This is a genomic window from Cellulomonas sp. NPDC089187, from assembly GCF_040685135.1.
In the GTDB taxonomy this organism is placed as follows: Bacteria; Actinomycetota; Actinomycetes; order Actinomycetales; family Cellulomonadaceae; genus Cellulomonas.
This window is the reverse complement of sequence record NZ_JBFBHI010000004.1, coordinates 1-18,510: the sequence shown is the minus strand read 5'-3', so window position 1 is coordinate 18,510 and position 18,510 is coordinate 1. Positions and strand designations below refer to the sequence as shown.

Below are 18,510 nucleotides of genomic sequence, written 5' to 3'. Positions count from 1 at the left end.
GCAGTGCACCGGCTCAACGACGGGGGCACCGGGCGGGTTCCCGCGGCGTCGAGGGGACGTCCGCTGCCGAGGACCCGTCGAGAAGCAACCTAGCGGGCAGGGCGGACTGGTGTCGGCTCGTCCGAGCGCAATCAGGGGGTATCGGCTATTCGGCGGGTGCCTGGTCCAGGTCCTCGGCATCCACGATCCGGTAGGCGTAGCCCTGCTCGGCCAAGAATCGCTGCCGGTGGGCGGCGAACTCCTGGTCGACGGTGTCCCGGGCGACCACGGCGTAGAAGTGCGCGGTGCGACCATCGCCCTTGGGCCGCAGCAGACGTCCGAGCCGCTGCGCCTCCTCCTGCCGGGAGCCGAAGGAGCCGGAGACCTGGATCGCCACCGACGCCTCGGGCAGATCGATGGAGAAGTTCGCCACCTTGGACACGACCAGGGTGGTGATCTCCCCCGCGCGGAAGGCGTCGAAGAGCCGCTGCCGCTCGGTGACCGAGGTGGCGCCGGTGATGACCGGCGCACCGATGTCCTCGGCCAGCTCCTCCAACTGGTCGATGTACTGGCCGATCACCAGGGTCGGCTCACCCACGTGCTTACGGACCAGGTGCTCGACCACCCGGATCTTGCCCGGGGCGCTGGCGGCCAGGCGGTACTTGTCCTCCGGCTCGGCGGTGGCGTAAGTCATCCGGTCCCGGTCGGGCAGGGTGAGCCGGACCTCGACACAGTCGGCGGGAGCGATGTAGCCCTGGGCCTCGATGTCCTTCCACGGGGCGTCGTAGCGCTTGGGGCCGATCAGGCTGAACACCTCGTCCTCGCGGCCGTCCTCACGCACCAGGGTCGCGGTCAGGCCGAGTCGACGCCGGGCCTGCAGGTCGGCGGTCATCCGGAAGATCGGGGCGGGCAGCAGGTGCACCTCGTCGTAGAGGATCAGGCCCCAGTCGCGGGCGTCCAGCAGCTCCAGGTGCGGGTACGCACCCTTCCGGCGCAGGGTCAGCACCTGGTAGGTGGCGATGGTGACCGGGCGGATCTCCTTGCGGGCACCGGAGTACTCGCCGATCTCGTCCTCGGTCAGGCTGGTGCGCTTGATCAGCTCATCGCGCCACTGTCGGGCGGAGACCGTGTTGGTCACCAGGATCAACGTGGTGGTCTGGGACCGGGCCATCGCCGCGGCACCGACCAGGGTCTTACCCGCACCACAGGGCAGCACGACGACGCCGGAGCCACCGTGCCAGAAGCCGTCGGCGGCCTCGCGCTGGTACGGACGCAGTTGCCAGGGCCGGGGCGCGCCATCCGGGCCGGGATTCGACTCGCCGGACTCGTCCAGGGCGATGGCATGCGCCTCACCGTCGACGTACCCGGCCAGGTCCTCCGCAGGCCAGCCCAGCTTGAGCAGCGCCTGCTTCAGGGTGCCGCGCTCGGAGGGGTGCACCACCACGTCGGTGTCGTCGATCCGGGTGCCGACCAGTCCGGCGGTGCGCTTGGACCGCAGCACCTCCGCCAGCACCGCGGCGTCCAAGGCGTGCAGCACCAGACCGTGGGTGGGGTGCTGCACCAGCTGGAGCCGTCCGTAGCGGGACATGGTCTCGGCGACATCCACCAGCAGGGCATGCGGCACCGGGTAGCGGGAGTACTCCAACAGGACGTCAACGACCTGCTCGGCGTCGTGGCCGGCGGCCCGGGCGTTCCACAGGCCCAGCGGGGTCAGCCGGTAGGTGTGCACATGCTCGGGGGCACGTTCCAGCTCCGCGAAAGGCGCGATGGCACGGCGGCAGGCCTCCGCCTGGTCGTGGTCGACCTCCAACAGCAGAGTCTTGTCGCTCTGGACGATCAGCGGTCCGTCGGTCACGGGGCGACTCCTTCAGCAGGGTTCTCGATCCGGGTCACCCCGGCGACGCGGTGCGCGGCGACGACGATCTCGGCGTCCCGGGCGGTGTCCGTCACCCGGACCCGTCCACCGTCGACCCTCAGCGGACGCACCCGACGACGTTCCAGGGCTCCGCGCGGTCCGACCATCTCCAACCAGACCTCGGCGTGGTCGGCGGCAGCCTCGCGCAGGGTGGCCAACGCCGTACCGGGGTCGTCTGTTCCCGGCGGGCGCGGACCGGTGCGCAGGCCGGTGGTTCCGGTGGCCTCGCCGCGGCGCAGCACCTGCACCAGGGTGGCGGCGCGCGCGACGGGATCAGGGGTGTCGACCCGCTCCTGCGGGCGTGGCCGAGCAGCTGGGATGCGCTGCACGGTGGGGGCGGTGTGCAGCACCCGACCGTCCGGTGTCTCGGCCACCGGGGCCAACCCGCGGCCACGTAGCGCGGTCAGCAGCTCACCGAGCGGGGCCTGGGCAGCGAGCACGGTGGGTGCCAGGCGGACCAGCCCCAGTCCGGCGAGCTTCGGGTCCTCCGCCAGACCGGCCAGCAGGCTCGGGTCCTCGGTGCGGACATACGACTCCGCGGCCCCGCCGCGCAGCAGACCGTGCCGACGGGCGGCATCCCGGACCAGGTACTCCAACGGCTGCGGCACACCACCCCGGGTGTGCCCGGCCAGCTCGGCCAGCAGATCGTCGGCGGTGCTGCCCGCGTCCAGTGCCGCGCGCACCGACTCGGGGGTGAACCGGACGGTCACGGCACCACCCCGGGACTCCACCACCGCGCAGGAGGTCAGCAAGCGGTCCAGATCGTCGGTGGGGCGACCGGGCACGATGCCGGTCAGATCGCCCTGGAGTAGCAGATCGTCGACGGCCGGGGGCAGGTCGCCGTCCAGGGCAGCGGCGACCTCCGACGGGCCGGACAGCCACGCTGAACCCGCGTGGGCCAGCGCCCCCGCACCAAGCAGACCCAGCAGGCCTGCCTCGGTCAGCACCGCATCGACCGCCTCGATCGGCGGCACCGCACGCGGGGTGTGCCACGCGAGCAGCTCGCGCAGGGCCCCCGCGCTCGGTGCGGCACCGGGGTCGCAATCGGCCAGTGCCGCCAGCACCTGACGGCGCAGCCGCGGTGCCCACGCTCGCCCGAGCTCCGGGCCGAGGGCGGGCCGCACCTGTGCGCGGTCGTCCCGGGTGCCGACCAGAGCGGGCCAGCGAGTGGTGTGCGCCCACCAGTCGACCACCGCCGCCCACCGGTGCGGCAGATCGGCTGCGGCCCACTCGTCCGCGGCGGCGGTCGGGCGGTAGTGCGGGCGCTCCTCGCCGTCGTCGCGGATCAGCCCGCCCACCGCGGCCAGTTCGATCAGCAGGGCGGTCTCCGACTCGGACACCTCCAGCTGCTGGGCGGTGCGGCGCAGGTCGCGCACCCCGACCCCACCGGCCCGCAGCACCGGGGGCGGGGCCTGTGCCCACAGGTCCACCAGGGCGCCGATCAGCCGGGTCAGGCGTTCAGCAGCGGTGGCGGACTCAGCGGCGACCAGCTCGGGGCGGCGCTGGGGCTGGTCAGTGGGCAGCGGGGGCCGGCTCAGCTCCCGATGGGTGCGGCCGTCGCGCAGCCGCAGGGCCACATCGCGGGGCAGCACCACCCGGGCGGCATCGGCCTCCTGCACCAGACCGGCGTCGATCAGCTCCTGCGCGGCGGTCGCACCCGGACCCTCGGTGGGTCGACGGCCGACCGGCGGTCCCCAGGTCAGGGCGTCCAACACCGCGCGGGCGGCGGGGGAAACAGCGTCGGGGTCGACGGTGGTCCCACGAGACAGCGTGGGGGACAGGCCAGCGACGGTCGGGCCCAGCGCCTCGGCCAGGCCGGGGGCGGGGCGCAGTGCGGGGTCGGTGACGCCACCGGAGACCGGCCAGAGCAGGGCGAGGTCGGTGGCAGTGCGCAGGCGCTCGCGGACCAGCGGCCCGTCACCCCGTCCGCCGCCGACCGCGGTGACCACCTGCCGGGCCTTCACTCCGTGATCGTCCGCCAGCACCAGCACGGCCTCGATCGCCTGGAGCACGCCGGCATCCACCTGGGCCAGGGCACGGTCCAGGCTGGGGCGGCTGGTGGCACGGGCAGCGAGTGAGGACAGCGTGGCGGGGGACGGGTGCGCCAGATCGGGCCGGTGCAGCAGCAGGTCCACCAGCTGCTCATCCGACCGGGCGCGCAGGTGCTCGCTGAAGGTGGACATCCGCACCACGATACGTGCTGCGGTCCGGACCGTGCCGGGACGACGATGGCCGCCACTCGAGACGAGTGACGGCCATCGGGTCGGGGGTCAGCGGTGCGCGCGCCGTGCCCGAGTGAGCAGTCCACCGCCGATGAGCAGCGCCGCCAGGGCAGCCAGGGCGGCACCGCCGACGGTCACACCCGTGGTGGCCAGCGCGGGGGGCGCGGCCAGCACGCCGGAGCGGACGGTCTCGGTCTGCTCGGGGGTGCCGGGGTCGGGGTCGGTCGGACCGGGGGTGCTCGGCGCGGGGGTGGGGTCCGGGGTCGGGTCCTCAGAGGGCTCCGGGGTGGGCTCCGGCGTCGGCTCTGGGGTGGGCTCCACCGGCGGTTCGGTGGACCAGCCCGCGTAGACGGTCAGGTCGCCGGTGATCGGCGCTGCAGGGTCGAAGGGCTGGGTGCCGTCCGGGTTGAGCGCCCAGCCGGTGAAGTACAGCCCGTCCCTGGTGGGGTCGGCCGGCAGGTCCACAGGGGTGTGGGAGATATCCGCCGGGGCGATGGTGCTGCCGCCCTGGGTGTCGAAGGTCAGGGTGGCGTGATAGGTGAACCCGGCGGTCCAGGTCCAGTCATGCACCGGGGTGCCGTTGCGGTCGACGGCACTGACCGTGACGTCCACCGGCCCGATCGCGTGGGCGGGGGTGGGGGCAGTGGCATGCGGCCACGTGGTGGCGAGATCGGTGCCGGGCTGGCCGTCGAACGTCATCGCTGTGGCGGTCAGACCGAGGTCGAGCAGCTGGGCGCTCGCGGTGTACATCTCGTCACCACCACCGAGCTGGAAGGTGTCGTTGACGCCCCAGGCGTACAACCGGCCCTGGGCGTCCAGCCCGAAGGTGACACCGCCACCGACCGCGATGTCGACCAGCCCGAGGCCGTCAGCGGTGGTCGCACGGGTCGGGGTGGTCTGGAACATGGTGGTCTCGCCGTTGCCGAGGCTGCCGTATGCGCCCATACCCCAGGTCCAGATGCCGCCGGAGACGTCCATCGCGGTGGCGTTCAGGCCGCCGACACCCAGCGAGACTGCCGCGCCGCCCGGCAAGGTGACCGGTGTGGGGGTACTGACGTATCCGCCCTGGGTACCGCTACCGACCTGGCCGTAGCTGTTCTCGCCCCAGCTGTAGATCTGCCCGTTGGCGATCACGCCGACGTTGAAGTTGGACACCGACAGCTCCGTGACCCCGGTGAGTCCGGGCACCGCAGTCGGGGTGGGATCGATCGCCGCCGCGGTCTCGCGGCCGAGCAGACCGTAGGTGTTCCCGCCCCAGGTGTAGACCTGTCCGTCGGAGCCCAGGGCGGCAGCGAAGCCGTAGCCGGCGTCCACAGCGACCACGTCCACCGGGATCGGAACCTGGACCGGGGCGGTGCTGTTCCCGGCGGGATTGTCCGGTTGCCCGAGCTGACCGGAGAAACCCGAGCCCCACGCCCACAGGGTGCCGTCGGACAGCAGGGCGTAGGACGCGTAGAAGTCGCCCACTGTGACGGATACGGCCGGTCCGGGCAGGGCGATGTCCACCGGGGTCTCGGTGGAGTACAGGGTGGCCGGGTCGACGCCCAGCCCGCCGTAGTTGTTCAGGCCCCACCCGCGCACGGCACCGTCGGCGGTGATACCGAGGCCGGTCTCGGAGCTCATGTCGACCGCGACCAGATCGTCGGTCAGGCCGGTGGTCACCGGGGCGGCGTTCACCGGCTCCTCGTCCACTCCCTGGAGCGTCGTGCGCCAGTTGTTCTGGCCCCAGGTCCACAGCCGGCCATCGATGTCGAAGGCGGAGAAGTTGCCGAGGTTGTCGGCGCTCACCGAGCGGAAATACACCGGGGGCAGCTCGGTCTCGACCACCGTGCCACCCGTGGCCGGGCCGGACTGCGGTGCCGGATCGACGGGTGCCACCGCGGCGGCGCTGAGGGCGGTCAGGGAGAACGCGCCCAGCGTGGCGACGGCGACCAGTAGACGACGGGGATAGTGCAGGGATGAGGGCAACACGGGATCCTCCAAGGACGACCGCTGTGCGGAGCGGCCTGACGGCTGGAATGAGTAGAGCAGCGCCTGGCATCGCCCACTCGGGACTTTCCAGGGCTTAGGTAGCTACCGACCGGTCAGTGAGTAATGGGGCGCTCAGGTGGGTGGGTTGCGGCGGGCCCACTAGGTCTGCCGCGGCCGATCTCTCCCAACGGTGGTTCCGGGGGTGACGACGGCAGACAGCCCGCGGAACAGCAGTGCTCCGGCGGCGAGGGTGCCGAGTGCGGACACAAGGGCGAGGGCCACCGGCACGCCGGTGGTGACCAGGCCAGGAGGTGCAGGCGTCGCGGGAGGGATCGGTGGCGTATCCGTGGTCGTTGCGGGTGTGGCCTCGGGCGTGGTGGCACTGGGCACGAGGACGTCAGGCGTGGTGTCGGACGGTGTCGGGGCGGGTGCGGCGGCTGCCTGCGCTGCCGCGGTGTCGGGGACGGCGGACGGCACCACCGAATCGGCCCGATAGGTGAAGCCGTCCGCAATCACGCGGGGTCGCACCGGGTCGCCGTTGCGATCCAATGCGCTCACCACCACATCCACCGAGCCTGCGTCATGGGCGGGGGCGGTGGCCAACGCCGAGGTGCCGGTCTGGTCGAGGGTCACCGCCGAACCCCCGTCGAAGGTGACGTCCGTGACGGTCAGACCCAGGTCCACCGGCATCGGGTCGGGCACGGTCATCGGGTGGTCGATGCCCAGTTGCCGGGCGTCATTGAGTCCCCACCCCCACAGGCCGCCTTCCTGGTCCAAGGCGTACATGGTCAAGGCGTGCACGCTGACATCGGTGAGCGCCAGCCCATCGGTTCCGCTGGCCAGGGTGGGGGTCCGTTGCAGGACGCCCGTGTTGCCGTCGCCGATGGTGCCGACGATGTTGGTGCCCCAGGTCCACAGACGACCCTCGGTGTCCAGCACAGCTGTGTTGTCGCCCCCGGCGCGCAGCATGGCAGGAGTGGCGTCGGGCAGTTCCATTGCCACGGGGGTGATGACGGGCTCAGTGTCACCGGTGCCGAGCTGGCCGTAGTCATTGCCGCCCCAGGCGAGCAACCCGGTGTCGGTCAGCACCGTCACATGGCGCGCACCGGCGGCGATCTGCTCCGCCGGTGCGCCATGCAGATCCACCTGGTGGGGGACAGGCACGGTCGGCTCCTCGATGGACACGCCCAGTGCGCCGGAGTCGGTGCGACCCCAGGTGTGCACACTGCCGTCGGCCCCCAGGGCAGCCGCGAAGCCCTCACCCGCGACCAGGGCGGTGGCGGGGCCGGGCAGTGCCACCTTGACGGGCTCCGGGTTCGCGTCAGTCATCGACCCGTCGCCGAGTTCGCCATGTGAGCCACGGCCCCAGGCCCAGGCGGTGCCGTCGGACAGCAGGGCGTATCCGGTGGTGGTCCCGGCGACCACCGAGGTCGCAGGGCCGGGCAGATCGACAGTCAGCGGAGTGGTCGAGGTTGGCACGGTCACGGGGTCGGCGGCCAACCGCCCGTGCTCATTGCGGCCCCAGGACAGCACCTCGCCCTCGGCGGTCACCGCGAGCGCGTAGTCGTCGCCGAACGCCACCTGGACGATCCCGTCGGCGAGGTCCTGGTCGGCCGGTGCCGGCGCGGCGGGGCTCTCGGCGTCGACACGCAGGAGTTCCCCGGAGACCTGGCGGCCCCAGGTCCACAGCCGACCCTCGGAGTCGAGGGCACCGGTGGACAGTGTGCCGGTGGCGAGGGAGTCGAAGGCAATGGCGGGCAGGTCGACGCGCACCTCGGTGCCACCGGTGAGGGGACCGGCATCGGGTGCGGGTGCGGCGAGGACGCCCAGCAGGGCGAGTGCGGTCAGGACATGCGGCATGACTTCTCCGAAGAGCGAGGCGGCGATGCCACGCAGTGCAGCAAGCCGACCGGACGGACCGGTGAGGACCGGTGGGCGGCTGGGGACAGCGGTGGGTGCGCCTGGGTAGTCGGAGGATGGAGGTGCCGTACAGCCGCGCCGGGACTAGGGACGAATCGCCCGGCGCGTCGAAACCGCCCGGACATGTGCCTGAGGCACCATCTGCCCACCGGTCAGCCGACAAGGGGGTGGGGCGCGATGCGCCGACGGGTGGTGGTGGCCAGCACGGCGGGGATCTTCGTCGAGTCGCTGGACTGGACGATGTACGGGTTGCTCGCGCCGTACTTCGCGGGGCAGATCTTTCCCGGGGATGACCCGGTGGCCCAGGTGCTGGGGGCGTATGCGGTGTTCGCCGCCGGATTCGTCGCCCGGCCGATCGGCTCCTTCGTGATGGGCCGGATCACCGACACCCGAGGACGCCGCACCGGACTGTTGGTCTCGGTGACCCTGATCGCCTGCGGGGCACTGGTGATCGCCGCTGCCCCCACCGCCGCGGTGGCCGGGCCATGGGCTGCGGTGATCGTGGTGGCCGCCCGGGTGCTGCAAGGCATCGCGATGGGTGGCGAGGTGGCCACCGCCGCCACCTATGTGGTCGAGGTCGCGCCGCCTCAGCGCCGCCACCGGTATGGGGCCTTCGCCTATTCAGGGGACGCGCTCGGCACTCTGGCCGGGACCATCGTGCTGGCGACGCTGCTCGCGGTCTTCGGTGGCGACGGGGTGCGCGAGGGTGCGTGGCGGATCGCGTTCCTGGTGGCCGGGCTGTGCGGGCTGCTGGCGCTGTGGATCCGGCGTGGGGTGCCCGAGTCGGAGATCTTCGAGCGCTCGCGGGCCGCCGGCTCCGAGCGCGCCGGTGTGCTGCTCAAGCGGCATGCCGGGCGGATGGTGCTGGCCTTCATGCTGACGATCGGGTCGACGATGGGGGTGTACTTCGGCAGCGTCTACCTGCCCGAGTTCGCTGGGCACACCGGGCGCTACACCGAATCCCAGGCCACCAGCCAGCACACCGTGGCCCTGATCTGCCTCCTGGTGGCGATGATCGCCTCCGGGGTGCTGGCGGACCGGGTCGGACCCTTGCGGATGATCCGGATCGGCTTCACGGCGGCCGCAGTGCTGGTGATCCCGCTGATGTGGGGGATGGTCGCCGGGGAGGTGCCCTACCTGGTGGCCGCTCCGCTGTTCACCATCTGCGTCGGACTCCAACTGGGGGTCACGCCGGTGGCCGGTGCCCGGCTGTTCCCGGTGCCGGTGCGCGCGGTGGGGCTCGGCGTCCCGGCGGGGGCGGCCATCGCGGTCTTCGGTGGAACCTTCCTGTTGGTCGCGGAGTGGCTGATTGCCCAGGACGCGCTGCGGCTGGTCCCGGTGTACGCCGCACTCGGCCTGACGATCAGCGCGGTTGGATCGTGGCTGGTCAGCGAGAAATTGCTCTACCCGGTGGATACCGTGCCCGGTACCCGCGTCGTCACTTCTGGATCGGAGATCTGACATGCACCTCGACCCCGCTGAGCTGGCCGCCCTGCGCGCCGACGCCCAGGAGCAGGCACCTGAGCTCGCCACCCTGCGCCACGCGCTGCACCGCGTGCCCGAGCTCGGGCTGGTCCTGCCGCAGACCCAGCAGCTGGTGCTCGACGCGCTGGCCCCCCTGGGGTTGGAGATCCACGTCAGCGAGACGATGAGCGCGATCACCGCCGTGCTGCGCGGCGGGCAGCCCGGTCCGGCGGTGCTGCTGCGCGGTGACATGGACGCGCTGCCGGTGACCGAGGACTCCGCGGAGCCCTTCGCCAGCGAGCACCCGGGGGTGATGCACGCCTGCGGTCATGACCTGCACACCTCCGGACTGGTCGGTGCGGCCCGGTTGCTGGCGGCGCGCCGGGACCGGTTGGCCGGATCGGTGGTCTTCATGTTCCAGCCCGGCGAGGAGGGACCGGGCGGTGCGCAGCCGATGATCGAGGAGGGGGTGCTGGACGCGGCGGGTGAGCGGGTGATCGCCGCCTACGGGTTGCACGTGATGTCCTCGATCCTGCCGGCCGGACTGGTGGCGGGCCGCGCCGGGACGATGCTGGCCGCCGCGGACACCGTGACCGTCACCGTTCACGGCAAGGGCGGTCACGGCTCGATGCCGCATCTGGCGCTGGACCCGGTGCCGGTGGCCGCAGAGATCGTGCTGGCACTGCAGGCGATGGTCACCCGGCAGTTCGACGTCTTCGACCCGGTAGTGGTGACCGTGGGTCGGATCGCCGCGGGCACCACCGATAACGTGATCAGCTCCAGCGCGGTGATCGAGGCGACGGTGCGGTCGTTCTCCGAGGTGGTGCACCACCAGGTGCCGGACCGGCTGCGTCGGGTCTGCGAGGGGGTGGCCGCCGCCCACGGCCTGACCGTCACCGTCGACTACCGCCGCGGATACCCGGTCACGGTGAACCGCCCGGACGAGGCGGAGCGGGCTCGGGAGCTGACCACCGCACTGTTCGGGGAGCAGGGCTGGTACGACGCGCCGCAGCCGATCGCCGGGGCGGAGGACTTCTCCTACGTGCTGGAGCAGGTGCCCGGCGCGTACCTCGGACTGGGGGCCACCCTGCCCGGCAGCGACCCGGCGACGGCGGCGTACAACCACTCCCCGCAGGCGCGGTTCGCCGATGAGGCGCTTGCGGTCGGACCGGCGGTGTTGGCGGCGCTGGCCTGGGACCGGTTGACCCAGGGGTGAAGTCCGGCTGATCGGGCTCACAAGAGAGGGGCGGGCTGCCGATCCAACCGGAGTACCGCTGTCGCCCGGAGGGATCGCACGCCGATGCCGCAATCCCGCGTGCCCCCAGGTCCGGCGCACCAGGTGTGTGTCGCGCGGCAGGGGATCCATGACGTGCTGGGCCGGACCATCGGGCACGAACTGCTGTTCCGCCCGTCGGCCACCGCGGAGCGTTCCGGCTTGGGCGGTACAGAGAGCATGGATGACAACCGCGCCACCGCCACAGTGATCGCGGCGACGCTGACCGCCTTCGGTGTGGACGACCTGGCCGGGCGCGGTGACCTGTTCGTCAATGTGCCGCGCTCTTTCCTGGTGGATGAGCTGCCGGTGGCACTGGACCCGCACCGGGTGGTGTTGGAAGTACTCGAACATGTGCCGCCGGATGAGCAGGTCCGGGCCGGGATCACCGCGCTGCGGGAGCGGGGCTTCGGCATCGCTCTGGATGACCTGGGCCCGGACGACCCGCGCTGGGAGCTGCTGCCGCTGGCGGACTACGTGAAGATCGATATGGCCCAGCTCGGTGACCGGCTGGCCACCTTTGCCGCTCAGGTGCGCGAGGCGGCACCGCTGGCCGCGCTGGTCGCCGAACGGGTGGAGACCGAGGACGATCTGCGACGGGCCCAGGACGCCGGTTTCCCGCTGTTCCAGGGCTACTACTTCCGTCGACCGACCGTGCTGACTCGACCGGCGCTGGCTCATCACGCCGTGGTGGCCGGACGGCTGCTGGTGCAGCTCGGTGACCCGCAGGTGTCCTACCGGCGGCTGGCCCGGCTCACCGCCGCGGACCCGGCCATCGCGCTCAAGGTGTTCCGGATCGTCAACTCGGTCTCCGGCGCTGGGCGGACGGTCCGGCACCTGCATCAGGCGCTGGTGCTGCTCGGCCGGGAACGACTGCGGGCGATGCTGGTGCTGGAGGTACTGGCCACCGCCGGGCACCACGACGACGAGATCCCATTGACCGCGCTGGCCCGCACCCGAGCGGCGGAGATCATGGCCCCGCACGACGCGCTGGAGGCCTCCACCGAGGCGCTGGTCCGGATGATGAGCGACCTGCTGCATGTGCCGGTGGTCGAACTCGATCCGCAGCTGCGCAGACGGGCACCGAGCGCGGTGGTGATCGAGGTCTGCGACGTGCTGGACGACTACCTGGACGCGATGGGGTCCGAGCGTTCGCCAGTCATCCCGCCGCCGTACACCGGGCTGCAGGTGTCGATGACCTACCTGACCGCACTGCGCGAGGCCCGGGCGTTGTTGGCCACGGTGTACCAGCCCGGTCTCGCCCGTCCTGCCGTGCATGCGACCGTCGAGGTCGCTGACCGGTAGCCTGAGCCTGATACCTGCCGCCCGGCGACGCCGGTCGCGGCTCTCGACGAACATCCCAGGGGAACTCAGTGCCCACCGGCAAGGTCAAGTGGTTCGACGCCGACCGCGGGTTCGGCTTCATCGCCGCCGAGGACGGCAGCGAGGTCTTCCTGCACGCCTCCGCGCTCCCGGCCGGCATCGGTTCGCCCAAGCCCGGCACCCGGGTGGACTTCGGAGTGGCCGACGGCCGCCGCGGTCCGCAGGCGCTGTCGGTCAAGATCCTCGACCCGGTGCCTTCGGTGGCCCGGGCCGTCCGCAAGCCCGCCGATGACATGGCCGTCATCGTCGAGGACCTGATCAAGGTGCTCGACCGGGTGGGCAATGACCTGCGACGGGGCCGGTACCCGGAGAAGGGTCGCGCGACCCAGGTCTCCACCCTGCTGCGCGCCGTCGCCGACGACCTGGAGGCGTGATGGCTGCCGCCGCCCGCAGCAAGGAGCCGGTGCTGATCGGTGCGGTGGAGCTGGCCCGCGCCGCCGCGGTCGAGATCGCCGAGCAGCCCGATCACGTCGGTGAGCACCTGGGTGCCACCGTCGACTCCGAGCGCCTGGTTTCGCACCGGTTCGCCTGCACCGCCCGTGGTTACCGCGGCTGGGTGTGGACCGTCACCGTGTCCCGGGTGCCCCGTGGCCGGGTCGCCACCGTGTGCGAGGCGGTGCTGCTGCCCGGTGACGACGCGATCCTCGCCCCGGCCTGGGTGCCGTGGGAGGAGCGACTGCGCCCGGGCGACATCGGCCCCGGCGACGTGTTGCCCTTCAAGGCCGACGACCCGCGCCTGGAGCCCGGCTGGACGCCCACCGGAGATCCGGAGCTGGACGAGGTCGCCATCGACGAGCTGGCCCTCGCTCGGGAGCGGGTGCTGTCCCCGGTCGGGCTGAACGAGGCCGCCGATCGCTGGTACCGCGGACGGCAGGGCCCGGCCACCGCCGGATCGGTCGCCTCCGCGCAGGGCTGCATGACCTGCGGCTTCCTGATCCCGTTGCAGGGACCGCTGGGCGCGGTGTTCGGGGTGTGCGCCAACGAGTGGTCCCCGGACGACGGCAAGGTCGTGGCGCTGGAGCACGGCTGCGGTGCGCACTCCCAGACCGACGTGCCCGAGCGGCCCTCAGAGTGGCCGGAGCCGTCGGCGCTGGTGGACGAGCTGCTGGTCGAGGTGCAGCCGGCTGTGGCGATCTCGGATGAGAAGACCGCCTCCGACGACTGACTGAGTGGGCGCTGAACCGCCTGCTACCCGGGTGGGCACACCGCTGTGCCACCTGCACCGTCGGCGACGGCAGACCGATCGCCGCACAGATCTCCCGCCGACCCATCACACCGCCGCGCGAGCACTGAGCCGGGCGCGAGGGTCCCTGGATCTGGCCGTGATGCCACCCAGGTGAACCGTGATGCGTACTCACCTGTCCCGTATCTCCGCCAGAACTCAAGGCGTCGAGGGGACGGTGATGTCACCCGTCTGTCCATGTGACCAGGGTCACAGGAAAAACTTGCGAATACTGAGGGCGAATGTCGCCGCCGCGGAGTCCTGAGTGCCCAGGGGGCAGTAGAAGGCGCCGTGCGGGGGCGGGCGGCCACGACATGACAAGCGGAGAGTCCAACTGATGACGAACCTCAGTGCGAGCAGGCGAAGGGCGCGGGCCCTCCCCGGCCGGAGGACGGTGGCCAGCCTGGCCGCGGCCCTCCTGGTCGGAGTCGGCCTCGCCGCGCCCGCCATAGCCCTGACCGACCCCCCGGAGGCGGTGGCCACGCCCGAGGTGACGGCTTCCGAGCCGGCGTCGAGCGAGCCCGACGAGGGGACCGATGCTGCAACCGGCGATGCACCGGAGCCTGCCAGCGACCAGGACCCGTCCGATGGCGGGGCGGGGGATGAGCCCGCGGTGGATGTGGATGGTGCCGATCGTCCAGCCACCGCGCCTGCTGCGGCCGTGGTGCCCGCTGCCGGCACCGTCGGCACTGCAGGCGACCTGGCTCTGACTGTCTTGCGGGACGGCACCCCGAACAGCGACGGCACATGGGACGCCGACGACACTCCCGGGAATGACTCATCCGAGACCAACGGCATCGTGCGTACACACGACTCTGTGGTGTACCGCTGGGACTACTCGATCGTCACACCCGGGGACATCACATTCACGCAGAGCCTTCCCGAGGGTATGTCGTGGCGGGCCGCCGAGTCGGTGTCGGCGTGCCGGGAAGGTGATGCTGCGGTCTCGACTGACGGGCGGACACTGACCTGTACGCGCGAGAACCAGACCGCGGCGACGGCGAGCTATCAGGTGCGCGCGACGGTGGACTACGCGGCAAACGGGCAGGAGTTGTCGAGTGTGTTGTCGTCGGCTGGGGCGACGGACTCGGCTCCGGCTGAGGTGACAGTGAGTGCTGCGCCGCGGGTCAATATGGAGGTTTCCGCGACAGCGGCCGGGTACTATGAGCAGAACGGCGTCGAGGGGCAGCGCGTAGGCATCTTTGTTAACCTCTATCAATTGATCGATGGGGCTCGTGGGGATCGCGGAGTAGAAGGGCTTTCGGACGAGTTCACATTCACCATTGACGCATCTAGCATGGGGTCGAACTACGAAGTCGGCAACTTCTGCGGCGCCAATACTGGAAATCGTGCAATCGGAACGAAAATCAATGGAACGACCTACACGGCTGCAAACTCGGTTCCGGACGCCGGCGTCTGGACCTGTCAACAGGCTGGCCCGGGGCAGCCTGTCCAGGTGACCGTCAAGGATGCGGTGACCGATGCGCGTACGTATCCGACCGAGACTTCCACGGGGGTATTAAACCCCGACCGCGCCTATGTTGCGCCCGCGCAGATCGTGCTGTGGATGCCGTTGACTGACTATCCTGAACAGCGACAGCTCATGGCAAAGATCTCCGACTTCGATCCCGCGTCGGTCTCGCAACAGTCCAATTACGGGAGCGCGTATGCTCCAGGGCACGAGCCGGGGGCGGCTGATGTTTCGGGGGTTAACAGTGCCTATTGGACTTTCAAGGTCGGTTCAACGGTTGGTCCGAGCCTGGGAAGGGTTTATGCCGAATCTGGGAAACTGGAGTGGCTCGGGCCGATTTCGGAGGGTTCATCCTCTGTATCGAGTGGCGACGCGCCGATGTTTGCCGGACAGACGCTGCGCTTTGGTGGGTACCTTCAAGTCCAAACTCCACAGTCGTCCAAAGTCACCGGTCTCTCCATTTGTGGGGTTTGGGACGAAAGTGTTTTAAAAGCTGGACCTGTGAGCATCCGGGATATCGGGGTGGTTCGCGTCGAGTACGCGCACCTCGGTGTCAGTAGTGATTCTCAGCGCAAGGCTGCTGATTGCGGGAGTGTCGGCGACGGTGATCCGGCCTGGACGACGGACTCGACGGCTGTTCCTGGCGGCGATGCCAACGCGGTTCGCTTCATGTTCGATCCGGTAGGAAATGAGAGTGCGTATGGCGCGATTGCGCTGACTCGAACGAGCAAGAGCCTGCCGGCCGGCACTCCGATTCCGGTGTTCTTCCAGTACTGGGGTGACAACCTTTCTCTGGTTCGCTCCAGTTATGACCCAACGGAACCCACTCATGTGCTCGGCGCGCGAGCGCTAGCTGCGAGCGCGGAGACTAGCGTTGACATCAGCTGGGACGCATCTAGCGCCGACGCCGGCACCGTGCGAACGGTGACGGTCCAGCCGACTGTGTCGGCGCCCGCGGGCACCTCCACCGCGATGGCTACCAACACTACGGTCGACGTGCGTCTGCCGAGTGAGATCTCCATGATCGCAGGCTCCTGGCCTGCCGGGCAGGCTCCGATCGCCAGCGTGACCAACACTGATGGCAGCGTGACCTACACCTTCGCGCTCGGTGACCTCACCGCGAACCAGGCGGCAGCCCCGCTAACGTTCCAGGTCGGGATCGGTACTCGGATCACGATGCCAGCGACGCTGACGGTCACGGCGGTCATCAATTCGGATGGCGACCCCCGCGCGGCCAGCTTCCGCACGGACACCGCTGACCTGGTGGTCAACACCCCCGCCGCGTTTGTGATGACCAAGCTCGCGTCGTCCAGCTTCGCGATCCCGGGCGTCCCGGTGACGTACAGCGTCTCGTGGCTCAACGGTCTGGAGAACCCGGTCGGGGTCGGCAAGATCGTCGACATTCTGCCGTTCTCGGGTGATGGTCGCGGCACCGATGGGCTGCCCGGGCTGTCGCTGGACGCGGTGTCGGTGAACGCGGATATGGCGGTTGCCATCGAGTACACGACTGATGCGTCGGCCAGTGTGATGGCGGCGGTGAACGGGGACCGATCCGGGGACACCGGCATCAGCTGGAACACGCTCGCGTCCGGGGCGAACCCGCCGAGCAATGCGACGGCGTTGAGGTTCGTCACCGCGAACATCCTGCCGGGCAAGTCCGGCGAGGCGCAGATCACGGTGACTCCGGGTGCCCTGGCGGCCTCGGGTGCGGTGGTCAATGACGTGTCGGGTGTGGTGGAGCTGATCGCGCAGCCGATCGCGAATGTCGCGGCGGTGCAGTTGCCCTCGGGCGCGGTGTCGCTGTCCGGCACGGTGTACGACGACGTGGACTACTCCGGGGCGCTGACCTCCGGGGATGCGGGCCTCGCTGGGGTCCGGGTGATCGCGACCGGGTACACCTTCGGTCCGGACGGCATCGACGACAGTGGTTCCGGTGACGACCAGACGGTGACCGCTGCGGATGCTCCAGCCGTGACCACCGCTGCCGATGGCACCTACACCCTGGACGGTCTCGCGCCGGGTTCGTGGACGGTCGCCGTGGACGGTGCGGTGTCGGGCATGGTGCCCGCTGAGGTGCCGGGTGGTGCGGTGGCTCTGCAGCCGACCGAGACCGCGACGGATCTGAACCTGGGGTTTGTGGTGCCGATCCCGGCACCGGTGCTGGTGGATGACACCGCGCGGGTGTCCGCTGGTGACACGGTTGACATCACCGTGTTGGGCAACGACACGGTCGACCCGTCGGCGGCGATCACCCAGCTGGGCACCCCGACGGCCGGCACGGTCACGCAGTCGAACGGTGTCGTGACCTACACCGCCGGGTCCACCCCGGGGTCGGAGACGTTCACCTACACGGTGACCGACAAGATGAACCAGTCCGCCACGGCCACGGTGACCGTGCAGGTGGTGGCGGTGCCGACCGCATCCGACACGGCGGTGACGATCGGTCAGGAATCGACGCCGATCGACCTGGCCGGTCTGTTCACCGGTGACAGTGCCGCGATCAGCACCACAGCCGAGGGCACCTCGGTGGCGGGCACGGTGGTGACGTACACCCCGGCGGAAGGGTTCTTCGGGACCACCTCGTTCGAGTACACGGTGACCGACTCGCTGGGTAAGACCACCACCGGCACGGTGACGGTCACCGTGGTGCGCGCACCGGAGCTGGCCGACGACTCGGCATCGACGACGAATGTCGCCCCGGTGACGGTCGCGGTCACCGACAACGACCCGTTCGTCGGCACGGGCACCCTCGTGGTGGCCTCCGGTCCGGTTCATGGCACGGCCCAGCTGTCCGGCACCGGGATCGTGTACACCCCGGACGCTGGGTTCGCCGGGACGGACACCTTCACCTACACGGTGACCGACTCGCTGGGCCAGACGGACACGGCGACGGTGACTGTGACGGTCGCCGACGTGCTGGCGCTGACCGACGACTCGGCACACACGGGTCCGGGCACCGCGGTGACGGTCGACGTGCTGGGCAATGACACCGCCACCGACGGCGTGATTGCGTCGGTGACGCAGGGCACCAACGGCACGGTGGAGGTCGTGGACGGCCAGGTCGTCTACACCCCGGTGGAGGGGTTCCTCGGTGGGGACACCTTCAGCTACACCGTGACCGACTCCATCGGCCAGACCGGCACCGCCACGGTGACGGTCGCCGTGGTCGAGCCGATCGCAGTGGCGGCGGACTCGGCACGCACGGGTGAGGAAACCGCGGTCACCGTGGACGTCCTCGCCAACGACGTGGCCACCGAGGGGCAGATCACCGCGGTGACCCAGGGCGCGAACGGTGCGGTCGTCATCACGAACGGCCAGGTCGTCTACACCCCGGCTGCTGGGTTCGCGGGGACGGATACGTTCACCTACACGGTGACCGATCTGTCGGGTGCGACGGCGACGGCGAATGTCACCATCACGGTGATCGCCCAGCCGACTGGTCAGGGTGTTGCGCTGCGGACCGGGCTGGACACGGCGGTGTCGGTGGATCTGGGGGCGTTGGCCACCGGTGACGGCCTGACGTTGGCGGTGACCACCCAGGGTGCGGACGGTACGGCCACGGTGGACGAGGGTGTGCTGACGTACACCCCGAACACCGGGTTCGTCGGAAACGATCAGGTCGTGTTGACCTGGACCGACTCGGTCGGTCAGACCGTCGAGGTCACCGTGACCATCGAGGTCGTCGACGCC

General features: G+C 70.5%; 10 protein-coding genes. 6 read left to right on the top strand and 4 right to left on the bottom strand.

Annotated features, from left to right (window positions below):
• Window positions 1–145: 145 nt before the first annotated feature.
• From AB0N78_RS11280 to AB0N78_RS11265, 4 genes are all read right to left on the bottom strand, one after another.
• A complete protein-coding gene (locus tag AB0N78_RS11280; protein ID WP_363389958.1) occupies window positions 146–1,834 on the bottom strand; it encodes a DNA repair helicase XPB in 1,689 nt (562 codons plus the stop codon).
• Window positions 1,831–4,077, bottom strand: a complete 2,247-nt coding sequence (locus AB0N78_RS11275) for a helicase-associated domain-containing protein (RefSeq protein ID WP_363389955.1) — start codon at window positions 4,075–4,077, stop codon at window positions 1,831–1,833. Before AB0N78_RS11275 ends, AB0N78_RS11280 begins: the two co-directional genes overlap by 4 nt.
• 87 nt (window positions 4,078–4,164) lie before the next feature.
• A complete protein-coding gene (locus tag AB0N78_RS11270) occupies window positions 4,165–6,084 on the bottom strand; it encodes an InlB B-repeat-containing protein (protein ID WP_363389952.1) in 1,920 nt (639 codons plus the stop codon).
• A 162-nt stretch (window positions 6,085–6,246) separates the two neighbouring features.
• Window positions 6,247–7,947 carry a hypothetical protein gene (locus AB0N78_RS11265; RefSeq protein ID WP_363389949.1) on the bottom strand — a complete coding sequence of 567 codons (1,701 nt, stop codon included), beginning with the start codon at window positions 7,945–7,947 and terminating at the stop codon, window positions 6,247–6,249.
• Between the two features lie 237 nt (window positions 7,948–8,184).
• Between AB0N78_RS11265 and AB0N78_RS11260 the strand changes: the two genes are divergently transcribed.
• The 6 genes from AB0N78_RS11260 to AB0N78_RS11235 form a co-directional block, all read left to right on the top strand.
• Window positions 8,185–9,468 carry an MFS transporter gene (locus AB0N78_RS11260; RefSeq protein WP_363389946.1) on the top strand — a complete coding sequence of 428 codons (1,284 nt, stop codon included), beginning with the start codon at window positions 8,185–8,187 and terminating at the stop codon, window positions 9,466–9,468.
• Window position 9,469: 1 nt separating this feature from the next.
• Entirely contained in the window at window positions 9,470–10,687 is a 1,218-nt protein-coding gene (locus AB0N78_RS11255) for a M20 family metallopeptidase (RefSeq protein ID WP_363389943.1), read from the top strand.
• A gap of 153 nt (window positions 10,688–10,840) precedes the next feature.
• Window positions 10,841–12,049: an EAL domain-containing protein gene (locus AB0N78_RS11250; RefSeq protein WP_363389941.1), complete on the top strand. Its 1,209-nt coding sequence runs from the start codon at window positions 10,841–10,843 to the stop codon at window positions 12,047–12,049.
• Window positions 12,050–12,117: 68 nt separating this feature from the next.
• Complete coding sequence (locus tag AB0N78_RS11245) at window positions 12,118–12,501, top strand: cold shock domain-containing protein (protein ID WP_363389938.1); 384 nt, start codon at window positions 12,118–12,120, stop codon at window positions 12,499–12,501.
• Window positions 12,501–13,292 carry a DUF3027 domain-containing protein gene (locus AB0N78_RS11240; protein ID WP_363389935.1) on the top strand — a complete coding sequence of 264 codons (792 nt, stop codon included), beginning with the start codon at window positions 12,501–12,503 and terminating at the stop codon, window positions 13,290–13,292. The genes AB0N78_RS11245 and AB0N78_RS11240 overlap by 1 nt, the downstream gene beginning before the upstream one ends.
• A gap of 2,548 nt (window positions 13,293–15,840) precedes the next feature.
• Window positions 15,841–18,510, top strand: a 2,670-nt coding sequence (locus tag AB0N78_RS11235) for an Ig-like domain-containing protein (RefSeq protein ID WP_363389932.1), incomplete at its 3' end; no start/stop codon positions are given.